Annotated in this window: 16 protein-coding genes; 6 read left to right on the top strand and 10 right to left on the bottom strand. The window is 31.6% G+C overall.

Translation table 11 applies throughout. The features are described 5' to 3' along the window. Positions 1–93: 93 nt before the first annotated feature. The 6 genes from SA378_RS10415 to SA378_RS10390 form a co-directional block, all read right to left on the bottom strand. The gene (locus SA378_RS10415) at positions 94–435 is read right to left on the bottom strand and encodes a thioredoxin family protein (protein ID WP_318525922.1); all 342 of its coding nucleotides are present in this window, start codon (positions 433–435) and stop codon (positions 94–96) included. Between the two features lie 159 nt (positions 436–594). Continuing rightward, a complete protein-coding gene (locus tag SA378_RS10410; RefSeq protein WP_318525921.1) occupies positions 595–924 on the bottom strand; it encodes a tRNA-binding protein in 330 nt (109 codons plus the stop codon). Between the two features lie 301 nt (positions 925–1,225). Beyond that, on the bottom strand, positions 1,226–1,759 hold the full coding sequence (locus tag SA378_RS10405) for a hypothetical protein (RefSeq protein WP_318525920.1): 534 nt from the start codon (positions 1,757–1,759) through the stop codon (positions 1,226–1,228). A gap of 69 nt (positions 1,760–1,828) precedes the next feature. Continuing rightward, positions 1,829–2,038, bottom strand: coding sequence for a hypothetical protein (locus SA378_RS10400; protein ID WP_318525919.1), 210 nt, complete (start codon positions 2,036–2,038; stop codon positions 1,829–1,831). Positions 2,039–2,300: 262 nt separating this feature from the next. Then, positions 2,301–2,591, bottom strand: a complete 291-nt coding sequence (locus tag SA378_RS10395) for a hypothetical protein (RefSeq protein ID WP_318525918.1) — start codon at positions 2,589–2,591, stop codon at positions 2,301–2,303. Positions 2,592–2,870: 279 nt separating this feature from the next. Then, positions 2,871–3,554 (bottom strand): DUF3298 and DUF4163 domain-containing protein, encoded by a 684-nt coding sequence (locus SA378_RS10390; protein WP_318525917.1) that lies wholly within the window; start codon positions 3,552–3,554, stop codon positions 2,871–2,873. Between the two features lie 457 nt (positions 3,555–4,011). Here SA378_RS10390 and SA378_RS10385 point away from each other — a divergent pair, with 457 nt between their 5' ends. The 5 genes from SA378_RS10385 (at position 4,012) to SA378_RS10365 (ending at position 9,345) form a co-directional block, all read left to right on the top strand. Further along, positions 4,012–4,695 (top strand): sensor histidine kinase, encoded by a 684-nt coding sequence (locus SA378_RS10385; protein WP_318525916.1) that lies wholly within the window; start codon positions 4,012–4,014, stop codon positions 4,693–4,695. Next, positions 4,692–5,525, top strand: a complete 834-nt coding sequence (locus tag SA378_RS10380) for a DNA-binding domain-containing protein (RefSeq protein WP_318525915.1) — start codon at positions 4,692–4,694, stop codon at positions 5,523–5,525. The genes SA378_RS10385 and SA378_RS10380 overlap by 4 nt, the downstream gene beginning before the upstream one ends. A gap of 270 nt (positions 5,526–5,795) precedes the next feature. Beyond that, positions 5,796–6,788: an ornithine carbamoyltransferase gene (gene argF, locus SA378_RS10375; protein WP_318525914.1), complete on the top strand. Its 993-nt coding sequence runs from the start codon at positions 5,796–5,798 to the stop codon at positions 6,786–6,788. Positions 6,789–6,821: 33 nt separating this feature from the next. Beyond that, entirely contained in the window at positions 6,822–7,766 is a 945-nt protein-coding gene (gene arcC / locus SA378_RS10370) for a carbamate kinase (protein WP_318525913.1), read from the top strand. A 61-nt stretch (positions 7,767–7,827) separates the two neighbouring features. Then, complete coding sequence (locus SA378_RS10365) at positions 7,828–9,345, top strand: alanine/glycine:cation symporter family protein (RefSeq protein ID WP_318525912.1); 1,518 nt, start codon at positions 7,828–7,830, stop codon at positions 9,343–9,345. Positions 9,346–9,509: 164 nt separating this feature from the next. Here the strand turns inward: SA378_RS10365 and SA378_RS10360 are convergent, their stop codons facing one another. The 3 genes from SA378_RS10360 to SA378_RS10355 form a co-directional block, all read right to left on the bottom strand. Further along, positions 9,510–9,710, bottom strand: a complete 201-nt coding sequence (locus SA378_RS10360) for a 3-methyl-2-oxobutanoate hydroxymethyltransferase (protein WP_318525911.1) — start codon at positions 9,708–9,710, stop codon at positions 9,510–9,512. Positions 9,711–9,871: 161 nt separating this feature from the next. Continuing rightward, positions 9,872–10,156, bottom strand: coding sequence for a CPBP family intramembrane glutamic endopeptidase (locus tag SA378_RS11670; protein WP_412178698.1), 285 nt, complete (start codon positions 10,154–10,156; stop codon positions 9,872–9,874). 137 nt (positions 10,157–10,293) lie between these two features. After that, complete coding sequence (locus SA378_RS10355; RefSeq protein WP_318525910.1) at positions 10,294–10,551, bottom strand: hypothetical protein; 258 nt, start codon at positions 10,549–10,551, stop codon at positions 10,294–10,296. A 282-nt stretch (positions 10,552–10,833) separates the two neighbouring features. Here SA378_RS10355 and SA378_RS10350 point away from each other — a divergent pair, with 282 nt between their 5' ends. After that, positions 10,834–11,016, top strand: a complete 183-nt coding sequence (locus SA378_RS10350; protein ID WP_318525909.1) for a hypothetical protein — start codon at positions 10,834–10,836, stop codon at positions 11,014–11,016. 73 nt (positions 11,017–11,089) lie between these two features. Here the strand turns inward: SA378_RS10350 and SA378_RS10345 are convergent, their stop codons facing one another. Next, positions 11,090–11,617 (bottom strand): nitroreductase family protein, encoded by a 528-nt coding sequence (locus SA378_RS10345; RefSeq protein WP_318525908.1) that lies wholly within the window; start codon positions 11,615–11,617, stop codon positions 11,090–11,092. Between the last annotated feature and the right edge of the window lie 163 nt (positions 11,618–11,780).

Below are 11,780 nucleotides of genomic sequence, written 5' to 3'. Positions count from 1 at the left end.
TGTTTCGTCAATTAAAAAAGCCCTCATATTTTAAGAGAGCTTTTAATCAAAATACTTTTTTCTATAAACTTATTCTTTTGGTCTCACAAATTTTTACTTGAACTCTCTGTCAAGTATTTCAGTAATTTGTTCTTTTGACTGAATACTTGGTGTTGCAGTAACAACTTTGCCATTCTTATAGTATATAGTAAATGGAAGTCCCCTAAAATTACGACATTCAGGTAATTTTCTAATGATACCGGCTTCAGGATTATCGAATTCCATATCATAGAATACTACATCCTTGTATTGGTCTTCGAGTATTTCCATAGCCCCATACACAGGAATACACATAGGACCCATACGGCCGCAGCATACCATTACATTTTCGTTCTCTTTTATTATTTTCTCCAGTTCGCTGGCAGTTTCCAAATGTTTCAAATTTGTATTAAGCATATTAAATCTCCTTTTTTCATATATATATTTTTAATATTTAAAATCATTCACTTTATTTGCAAATATTTAAAAATCTTATTAAATTCTAATATATTATAGATAAAAGCATAAAGCGTGACTGTAACAAAGTCACATTATTATTAACAATTAATAATATCTTTATCCCAGTTTATCCCCTTTATCTACCTTACGTTCAGGTTGAATGAGAACAACTCCGTCTTTTGAATATGTACCAAGTATTAAAACTTCTGATATAAAATCACCAATTTGCCTTGGAGGAAAATTTACAACCCCCAAAACTTGCTTTCCTATTAAATTGTCTGTTGTATATAGCTCTGTTATTTGAGCACTGGATTTTTTTATGCCAATTTCATCTCCAAAATTAACCCACAGCTTAAAAGCAGGATGTCTTGCCTTTTCAAATATTTCTGCTTTTACTATCTCCCCTACTCTAATATCAAATTTTACAAAATCATCAAAAGTAACCATAACTTTTTCACCTCTTGTATTTAATTACCTTTATATCCCTTTTACCAAGCAGTTTTATTATATCATATTATCATCAAAATACTAATAATTTGTATAGAATACAAAAATAATTTATCTTTCTTTCGAATTACAAAAATAGTTGCTACGCAACTCCCACTATTAGGACCTATGTCACCTTAACGGCAAGGACGTCCCGTCCTTTACAATCCTCGTTTTTTATATAATAGGAAGAGAACTTTCCTTTTATATAAAAAACGCCATAGATATACTACAGCGTCATTGAATTTAATTGAAAATAGTTTTATTCCCCCGCCATAATCATTATAGTTATTTGTGTCTCATACTCTTCATATTCACTGGTTTCACCTATATCAAAATTGTAGGTATATGAGCCAATTTTCCCAAAAGAAGTAAAACCAGAATCAAAATTACTTTCTGCTGTTACTTCAACCTTTGTCAGCACTTCGCGGTAAAAATCTGCAACCTTTTTAAAGTCATCCTTTGATAGAGCTATTATTGTATAACTTCCTTCAGTTTCCACCGCTGTCAAGATATAACTGCCTTCATATAGTGGAAAAACATCCGAAGGATAGCTTTCAGGGAGACTGGCACTTTCACCTATTAGATCTGCTGTGTCCATATTAACATGTGGATTTTCGTTGTTCTCCGGTTCAGAGGTATACGATGTAGTTTCATCTTCTTGTTTATCCTGTACAGCGGATGCTGCGTCTTCTGGTTTATCTGAATCTTTTTCATCTCCCGAGCAAGCTGTAAACGGGATGTATAAACAAATAACAATCAAAAGAACCAAGAACATCTTGTGCTTTTTTTGCATGATAACCCCTTCTTTCTTAATCAAATTTTTTTACAATTCCAACTTATTATACTCATGTGTTAAGTTTTTTTATTCAGCCGGTATAAAGATGATTTGGACCATAGTATTCTCTGTCCCGCCCATTTGATTTTTCGTTGCAAGGACACTAATCTGATAACCGTCCGATTCGCCGTTAAAGGCAACCATGCCTCCCATTTCAATTACTTCCAAATCATAAATATGCTGCAATGCTGCTTCGTAGTAGGCTTTGACATCGTCCACGGTCAAGTCGGTTTTCATTTCTTGCCCATAAAATCACCCTTTCGCGTATTTTTTTGATTTTTATATATTCTGTTATTCATTTACCCCCTGCAATGATTTTTAATCACATAACTGCAATAAAGAATATGGAAATATGCTGCATTACAAGAAGTATAGTTTTACAAAAAAGACGAACTATATCTATTGAAAGTCCGTCTCTATTATAAATTGTTATTTAAGCATTAATGTCCTTATGGATTTTAATATTTGCCGCAAAGCATTCTAATTTATGACTGTATTATCACTTGTTTTTTCTTGCCAGTGGATCGGTTATCATCTCATAGCCCCCCATGCTGGCCACAGTTATTAAAATCGCGTTAATAATCATTAAAACAATATCCTCTACTTGATTTCCGTTCCTGGCAAAAATGAAGGTAAGAATCAAAGCAATTATAAAACTGTAAAGTCTAACAAAAGAATCTCCCAATTTATTTTTCACAATAAATTTAGTAAACTGTACAATTAACATAACAGAACCAGTTAAGCCAGCAAATGTTGTTAAGATATCCATGCCCATAAAATCGTTAAACATATAATACCTCCCTGTTTATACATTTGATAAATTATATGCTACAATTCATATTATTATGAAATTTCCAGCATTTTATTAATTTCAGCCCTGCAGGAAAATGACATGTCAATTAAATCATATTCTTTGCTTGACTATACATCCCTTTTTATTATTTTGGTATAATAATGTATTTTATTATGTAATTAATTTCACTTTAATACTTTCGAATTTAATGAAAGAAAGCCCTAATCAATTGTGATAAGGGCTTTCTATTAATTGTATGTCAGCTGCATAGAGTTGTTAGCATTGCGGATACCATCCTATTGTTGCATAGGGTATTAAAAATTCAACAATGCCGGTGGAATATGGAGCAATATCGTATTGCCGATAGTAAATTACCATTCCCTGGGGAGTAAGGTAAAAACTATTTTGATTAAAATTCTTCAAGATCAAGCTTTTATAGTCATCAAAATAAATATTAGGGTTTTGTTCTAAATTATATTCTGCTTGCTTTGTTATTTCTTCAGTAAGTAAATGCCTGTAATTTGTGCCAGGTGTGAAAAAACTATAAAGGGGTAGCTGCATACCGCTGCATAACTCCCAAGTATCTGAGCTTCTTATCGTATTTCCGTGAGCCCCTCCAGTGAATTCGTATTTGTCAACATATGCACTTAAAAAACAATTTTCATCATAAGTTACTGTATATTCCATATAGGCTTCATATGGATTAAACGGAAAACCATTGGTCTGTGAGTATTTATAATTATTAACAGCTTGTTGGTACAAACAATCAGCGTATCTTATATATTCACTGACACTCATAGCTATTTGATTATTGATGAGCCATTCTGCTTTCGGATTATATTTCATGCTTATTACCGGATATTTAATAGTAAATTTCAGCACTTCAATGCTATTATAATCAAATGTCTGCTCAATTTTCTTCATATTAATGTTTGCCTTGTAGCAGTAGTCTTTGTTCATTTATATCCCTCCTGCATTTATAATATGTATAAAATTCATAAGGGTACAAAAAATAAAATTTACGGGGACGGAAATTTACGGGGACGGTCCTTTTTTAGGTCCGCTTAAAAAGGACCGTCCCCATAGAAACCCACTGTTTTATTTTACTTACGGAATTTTGTTTCTTTTTCTTTATTCGAATAAATCTAAATCAACGCTTGCAAATCTATTTGCAGCAATAGTTATCAGTGACTATTTTTCAAATATTACTGAAATCAGCGTAAAACTTCATTTTATGAATTTTAAATATGAAATTTTTCAAACTCTGATTATTGTTGCGTTTATACGAGCGACTATTGTAATTTGCATAATCCTTTTATTTCGATATTATAATTTTTTGCTTAGACGTGAAGAACATGAAGAACGATATAGAAAGCTTATTGTGATTAATTCAAATGTTAAAAGTGAAATTTATTTTATGAATAAGAATAATATTCAAATTGAAGATGTCATGAAAAAAGCATATTATTTATACAAATCATTGTTAGCAGAAGAATACACTGAAAAGTTAAAAGAAACTTCCCTGGATGTAGCCAAAGAAGTACACGAAATTAAAAAAGATTATATAAGCATAATAAGAGGATTAGAAGAAATATTTGATGACAAAACAGATAATGTACAAATGAATATTAAAGATTTGATTAATATTGTAGTTGATGAAGTTAAAGAATTTATTAGGTGTAACAAGTTGAAAATTCATGTTGATTTTAAAATTCATGTAAATTTTAACGTTACAAATCATTACTATCTTGTTACTATCTTAAGAAATTTAATATATAACAGCATTGAAGCAATTGAAACTAATAAAAGCGGATATATATGTATTGATATTCAAAAGCAACGTGAATTTTGTATATTATCAATATCTGATAATGGAGCAGGAATTAATGCAGAAAATATGGATTATATATTTAATGCTGGGTTTTCTACGAAATTTAAAGAAGAAACGGGAGATATCTGCCGAGGAATTGGTTTAGCCCATGTAAAAGGTATCGTGGAAGAAATATTTGCAGGTACAATTGCAGTTGAATCTGAAGTTGGAATAGGTACAAAATTTACTGTTAAACTAATTGAAGAAGATACGGAGCGTGATTTAAAATGAAATTTTATATCGTTGATGATGATATAAGTGTAATTAGAATATTGAGCAATATTATTGAAAAAAATAATTCTTTTGAAGTAATAGGAAATGCCGTTAATGGAGAAATCGCTTTTCACGAAATCATGATTATGAAACCAGATATTGTACTGGTGGATTTATTAATGCCAATCATGGATGGAAATATTCTTGTAAAGAATCTTAAAGAAATTTTCCCACAACTTCCAATTATTATGATATCTCAAGTTATGGACAACCAGCTTCGCTCAGAATCATATGAAGCTGGTATTGAATTTTTTATCACAAAGCCAATTAATAAAATTGAAGTTGAAAAAATAATTACAAAAGTGGCAAAACAAATTGAATTAAACAATACTTTATCTAATATTAAAAAAATATTTCAAACCACCGACAATCAAAGTAAAGACCAAAATATACAATATGTTAGTAAAATAAAAAATATTTTAGGTACTTTAGGAATGCTTGGAGAAAAGGGCACAAGTGATATCATTGAAATAACCCTCACCCTCCTTGAAAAAAACATTAGTTTTTCAGATTATAATTTTGCTTCCTCAGAAAACAAACTTGGTGATAGTGCTCAAATTGTAAAACAGAGAATGCGCAGAGCAATAAAAAGTGGGCTGACTAATATTGCAACCTTGGGAGTTCAAGACTACAGCAATGATATATTTCATATGTATGGCGGTATTCTTTTTGATTTTTCAAATGTTAAAGCTGAAATGGATTTTATTCATGGCAAAAATAGTAACGGAGGGAAAGTTTCTCTTAATAAATTTTTTGAAGGACTTATTTATATATGCCAGACAGAGTAATTTGTTTATTAAAACTAAAAATTATTATTTTATAAGGGTTGCAGTGTTATGTAAAGTTCATTATGAATGTTGTACCACTTATAAAAGCAAGTGAATATATAATAGATAAAAAATATTTTATTTTTTATCTATTTTTTTATGATTATTATTGATTTTTTTTGAAAACAATATTTATATTTATTTGGCAATGAGTTTGATGTTGTATACATCTATTAGTAAGAAAGTTATAATAACAACTTTAAAATAAAAACAAACTAAAGGAGAATCAAAATGGCAGTGAATTTGAAAGGAAGAAGTTTTTTAACATTAATGGATTTTACACCGGAAGAAATCAGGTACATGTTGGATTTATCACATGATTTAAAAGCAAAAAAAAGATCGGGAATATTTAATTATGGATTAAGAGGCAAAAATATTGTACTGTTGTTCGAGAAAACGTCTACAAGAACAAGATGCGCATTTGAAGTAGCAGCATTAGAAGAAGGAGCACATGTTACATTCTTGGATTCAAACAGTTCACAGATGGGTAAAAAGGAAACTTTGGAAGATACAGCAAAAGTACTCGGTAGATTCTATGATGGAATTGAATATAGAGGTTACAAACAACAAGTAGTTGAGGATTTAGCAAAGTATTCTGGAGTACCTGTATTTAACGGTTTAACTGATATTGATCATCCAACACAAATACTAGCTGATTTATTAACAATAGAAGAACATGTTGCAAAACCATTGAACAAAATAAAAGTAGTGTTCGCAGGAGATATTAGGAACAACATGTCATATGCATGGATGTATGGCTGTGCTAAAATGGGAATGCATTTTGTTGCATTTGGACCAAAAGAATTGATGAGACAAATAGATAAAGATGTGTTAAGAAGAGCAAATGAAGTAGCTGAACATACAGGAGCAACAATTGAAATATCAGATAGTGTAGAAGCAGTAAAAGGTGCTGATGTTATATACACGGACGTATGGGCATCAATGGGAGAAGAAGCACAGATACCAGAAAAAGTAAAAATGTTGACACCATTTAAAGTAACGATGGATTTGTTAAAAGCAACAGGAAATGATGACGTAATATTCATGCACTGCCTACCGGCATTCCATGATTTTGAAACAAAAATGGCAAAATCACAAATGGAATTAGGCTTTGACATAAGAGAAGTTACAGATGAAGTATTCAGAAGCAAACACTCGGTAGTATTTGATGAAGCTGAAAACAGAATGCATACAATTAAAGCTGTAATGGTAGCTACAATATAATACAATTTTAGAAATTTTGAAAGGATTAACAATATGAGACCTAAAAGAGTAGTGATAGCATTAGGCGGAAACGCATTAGAAGATAAAAATCTTCCTTCAACGGCAGATTCACAATTAGAAGTAGTAAAAAAAACTAGCGAATATATCGCAGAAATAAGCTGTGCAGGATATGAGATAGCAATAGTACATGGAAATGGGCCACAAGTAGGTAGAATACTGTTAGCATCAGAAGCAGCTGCAAATGTAACACCTGCTATGCCATTTGATGTATGTGGAGCAATGAGCCAAGGATATATAGGATATCACATACAGCAAGGACTAAAACTTGCACTAGCAAAAAGAAACAGAATATTGCCAGTAGTAAGCGTAGTAACACAGATGGTAGTAGATAAAGAGGATAAAGCATTCCAAAATCCTACAAAACCAATAGGACCATTTTATACAGAAGAAGATGCAAAAAAATTAGAAGAAGAAAAAGGATATGCAGTAAAAGAAGATGCCGGAAGAGGATGGAGAAGAGTAGTACCATCGCCAATACCAAAGAGAATAGTAGAAATAGACACAATAAAAACTTTGTGGAATACAACAATATCAATAGCTTGCGGTGGCGGAGGTATCCCGGTAATAGAAAAAGAAGATGGTTCATTAGAAGGAATTGCAGCAGTAATAGACAAGGATTTTGCAGCTGAAAGATTAGCAGAAGATATGGACGCAGATATACTGATGATACTTACAGAAGTTGAAAAAGTATCAATAAACTTTAAGAAACCAAATCAAGAAGACTTATCAAAATTAACAATAGAACAAGCAGAGAAATATATAGGAGAAGGTCATTTTGCACCAGGTAGCATGCTTCCAAAAGTAATGGCAGCAGTAAATTTTGCAAAATCAAGACCAGGAAGAAAAGCAATAATTACATCTCTTTATAAAGCTACAGAAGCTTTAGACGACAAATGCGGTACTGTAATAGAAGATTAGTTATAAAATATTTGCATATTATTATATTTAAAAAAATCAATATTGATGAGGAGATTCTAATATGGATTTAACATTAATTACAGGAAAAATTGTAGGGTTGATTTGGAGCAAAGGATTGATTTTTCTTTGTTTAGGAGCTGGAATTTATTTTTCAACTATTCTTAAATTTCCCCAAGTTCGATTATTCAAGGATATGGTTAAACTTCTTATTGGAGGTAAAAGTTCTGAAAAAGGGGTTTCTTCTTTACAAGGTTTTGCAATGGCATTAGGTGGACGAGTAGGTATAGGTAATATTGCCGGAGTTGCAACTGCAATATTTTATGGTGGTCCGGGTTCTATATTCTGGATGTGGGTCATTGCGTTTTTAGGTGCAGGCTCCGCCTATGCAGAGTCAGCTCTAGCTCAAGTTTATAAACAAGATATTGGAGATAGTTATCGTGGCGGACCTTCATATTATATTGAAAAAGGGCTTAAAAATAAACCTTTTGCAGTAATCCTCGCAATAGCCATAATAATAGCAAATGGTTTTACAGGCCCTGCTGTCCAATCATTTAATATAGGAGATTCAATTAAAAATGCTTTTGGCATAAATCCTGCATTTACAGGAATTTTCGTTGCTGGATTACTTAGTATAGTTATATTTGGCGGTGTAAAAAGAGTTGGTAAATTTGCAGAATTAGTAGTACCATTTATGGCAATTGCTTATATCGTTGTAGCATTAACTGTTTTGGTAGTAAATATAGAAAAAATACCATCGATGTTTTCGTTGATATTCACTTCTGCTTTTAATCTTAATGCTGGATTGGCAGCAGTCTTTGGAAATGCTATCATGTGGGGAGTAAAAAGAGGTATTTATTCTAATGAAGCGGGTCAAGGTACCGGTGCTCAAGCCGCTGGTGCTGCTGAAGTATCACACCCTGCAAAGCAAGGGCTTGTTCAAGCATTCTCAGTATATGTAGATACTTTATTTGTTTGTACCGCAACAGCAATTATGATACTTTCTACAGGTGCATACAATGTAGCAAATCCCGCTGGTGGATTCTTGGTTGAAAATCTTCCAGGAGTCGGTGTTGGAACTGCTTATACGCAAACTGCTATAAGTACATTGATACCAGGTTTGGGAGCACCATTTATAGCTATATCTGTATTTTTCTTTGCCTTTACCACATTGTTAGCTTTTGCATTTTATGCTGAATCTAACGTTGCATATCTGTTTAAAAATAGTAAAAATCTTAAAACAGTTATTAATATAGTAAGAGTTGCGATTGTAATATTAACATATGTTGGAACAGTTAGAACTTCAGAACTTGCTTGGAATCTTGGAGATATTGGTGTTGGTATGATGGCATGGCTTAATATAATTGCTATTATATTATTGACTAAACCAGCATTAGCGACATTAAAGGATTATGAGGAACAAAAGAAAATGGGTTTGGATCCAGTGTTTATTCCAGATAGATGTGGAATTGAAAATGCAGAAATTTGGGATAGCATAATTGAAAATAATTACCCTCAAGAATTGGCTGCATTAAAAGAAAAAATAAGTGATATAAAGGCCCCTATGGATTATTTAAAATAGACGTGACATTGGGGACGCACTTTAAAGACGTGTGACATTGGGGACGTACATTAAATGTCTCATATAAATATACATTGAGGCAATTAGTATACGTCCCCAGTATTTCTCTTAAATGCATTTTTTATAAAATAAAGTATAAAAAACAATCAGAGACATCAACGAACCTAGTTTTTTCTGAAATCTTTTTCGATGTCTTCAAATAAATTTTCAAACTCTGCCGGATTTCCAGAGATTTTATATTTATGTTCAGCCGCCGGAAATGTCCCTTCCTTTACTTCTTTAATATATTGAGCAAACCCTTGAGTTGCAACACCTGCTATGTCGGCAAACCTTTTTGCAAACTTAGGTATAAAAGCTTCATACATGCCTAAAGCATCTCCTATTACTAATACTTGACCATTTGTGTCAGCGCCTGCACCATAACAATGCCTGCTTGAGTAATAGCCTTAATTTTATCCGCTACTGCTACACCACCTTCTAGTTTAATACCATCAACATCTGCCTCTCCCTACAAAGCCCATCTCTCTTATATTATACCGAACATAATAAACCCTATTGTATTAATAGAAAAATTAGCACACATATGTACTATCCATGAATTATAAATATTTTTATATTTTTCATTAAGATAATTGAAAAATAATCCAGTTGCAAACAGTCCAGCAATAAATACTACATATATTATTATATTAAACCAATTTGCTAAAATAGATACATGATAAATGGAAAATGCTAACGCACTTAATCCATAGGAATAAAATTTTGACGAACTTTTATTTAACGTTAAAAATCCAAATCCTCGGAAAAACAACTCTTCTAGCAGTGAATTAACAAATGAAATATACAGAGCTACAAATATAAAATTATCCTTATTAACATTTAAATTATTTCCAAGTTGTAAAGCAATATTATCTAGGTTAATGAATCCCTTTAGTACATATTATCCTGCTAATATAAAAAGAATACACCTGTTCCCAATGCTACTGAAATAAGAACTTGTCTTTTATCTCTAACAATAAAATATTCTTTAAACTTGACATCTTTATCAAATGCACAGTAAATTATAGGAAGCACTGCAAACAAAAATATTTTATATATTGATTTAAGTATATATACCGGCTTTATATATGTCTCTATTATATACATTAATATACATGAAAATATTATAATACAGGTAATTGCCGTATTTTTACTTTTTTCTTTCATATTTAGTCATCCCTTCTATAGGGACGGTCCTTTTCAAGTCAGCTGCCAAGGACCGTCCCCACAAATCACATAAACCATTATACCACGAAAATGTAAACTTCTGCTTCTCTTTTTTACATAGAATTTTATGCTATTTTACTTCTACCATGTAATCACCTTACAAACATACAATATAATTGCATTAACTAATAATTTATTTAAACAGAAACATTCTCAAAAATGAAAGACTTTATGATAATCAGTATACAAGGAAAGCAGAAAAATTATAAGGAGGACTAAGCTATGGGCATGTCACATGATGAATTTAAAACTGCATTTTTAAGGGATCAGGCAGAAAGAAAAAGAAAAGACGAAAGAGAGTATGACAACTACTTTTCAATTGTAGTGTACAAAATGAAAAAAAGCAAAATAAATACATGGAAAAGAAATCAAAACTTAAATATTTCCTATAACTCCGAATTATGAATTATATGGGGACGGTCCTTTTTAGATTCTGCTTACATATCAGCTTAAAAAGGACCGTCCCCGTCATCATGGGTTAGTACTTTCCATAATGAACCTTTGAATTATCAATATCATTTTCATTATAAGAATTTCTGATTTCATTTTTATAGCCAACCGCTATTATACAAAGAACTCCATAATTTTCAGGTATATTTAATACCTTTCTAACTTCGGTTTCAGCATTGTCAAAATCGCTAAATCTTTTTCTCATTTGTATCCAAACCGTTCCCAAACCTAGATCCTCTGCCTCTAGTTGTATATAAGAAGCTGCAATTGAAGCATCTTCTATCCACACATCACTTTTTTCTCTATCACCAATTACAACAATTGCACAAGGTGCTGTTTCAAGTCCAATAATACCTTTATTTTTACAAGCCTTTAATTTCAGAATTGTATCTCTATCATCAATTACTATAAATTCAACCGGTTTCTTATTCTTTGATGAAGGAGCTAACAATCCTGCTTTAATTAATTTTTGAATTAATTCATTCTCTAGCTTTTCTTTTTTAAATACTCTAATAGATCTTCTCTTCATTAATAAGTCCAATAAATTAAATTCCATATCTACCTCCATCATTATTTATCATTAGTAACATCACCATTTCCGCTGACTGGTATTACATCACCTGTCCCGCATACACCCTTACGTCTGCTGATAAATTTTTAGTTATCTTTTACCAAACTATATTATAAATTATACGTTATGTGATTATACCATGTAATCA

Origin of the sequence: Sedimentibacter sp., assembly GCF_033447055.1 — a bacterium.
Lineage (GTDB): Bacteria > Bacillota > Clostridia > Tissierellales > Sedimentibacteraceae > Sedimentibacter.
Note: the sequence above shows the minus strand (reverse complement) of the source record. Positions and strands in the feature narration are given on the sequence as shown.

Coding starts and splice junctions, on each gene's coding strand:
- SA378_RS10355 (WP_318525910.1), bottom strand. CDS start 10,551: ATGAAAGAAAAAAGTAAAAATACGGCAATTACCTGTATTATAATATTT.
- SA378_RS10395 (WP_318525918.1), bottom strand. CDS start 2,591: ATGTTTAACGATTTTATGGGCATGGATATCTTAACAACATTTGCTGGC.
- SA378_RS10410 (WP_318525921.1), bottom strand. CDS start 924: ATGGTTACTTTTGATGATTTTGTAAAATTTGATATTAGAGTAGGGGAG.
- SA378_RS10385 (WP_318525916.1), top strand. CDS start 4,012: ATGAATAAGAATAATATTCAAATTGAAGATGTCATGAAAAAAGCATAT.
- SA378_RS10400 (WP_318525919.1), bottom strand. CDS start 2,038: ATGAAAACCGACTTGACCGTGGACGATGTCAAAGCCTACTACGAAGCA.
- SA378_RS10405 (WP_318525920.1), bottom strand. CDS start 1,759: ATGCAAAAAAAGCACAAGATGTTCTTGGTTCTTTTGATTGTTATTTGT.
- SA378_RS10365 (WP_318525912.1), top strand. CDS start 7,828: ATGGATTTAACATTAATTACAGGAAAAATTGTAGGGTTGATTTGGAGC.
- SA378_RS10390 (WP_318525917.1), bottom strand. CDS start 3,554: ATGAACAAAGACTACTGCTACAAGGCAAACATTAATATGAAGAAAATT.
- arcC (WP_318525913.1), top strand. CDS start 6,822: ATGAGACCTAAAAGAGTAGTGATAGCATTAGGCGGAAACGCATTAGAA.
- SA378_RS10415 (WP_318525922.1), bottom strand. CDS start 435: ATGCTTAATACAAATTTGAAACATTTGGAAACTGCCAGCGAACTGGAG.
- argF (WP_318525914.1), top strand. CDS start 5,796: ATGGCAGTGAATTTGAAAGGAAGAAGTTTTTTAACATTAATGGATTTT.
- SA378_RS10350 (WP_318525909.1), top strand. CDS start 10,834: ATGGGCATGTCACATGATGAATTTAAAACTGCATTTTTAAGGGATCAG.
- SA378_RS10360 (WP_318525911.1), bottom strand. CDS start 9,710: ATGTATGAAGCTTTTATACCTAAGTTTGCAAAAAGGTTTGCCGACATA.
- SA378_RS10345 (WP_318525908.1), bottom strand. CDS start 11,617: ATGGAATTTAATTTATTGGACTTATTAATGAAGAGAAGATCTATTAGA.
- SA378_RS10380 (WP_318525915.1), top strand. CDS start 4,692: ATGAAATTTTATATCGTTGATGATGATATAAGTGTAATTAGAATATTG.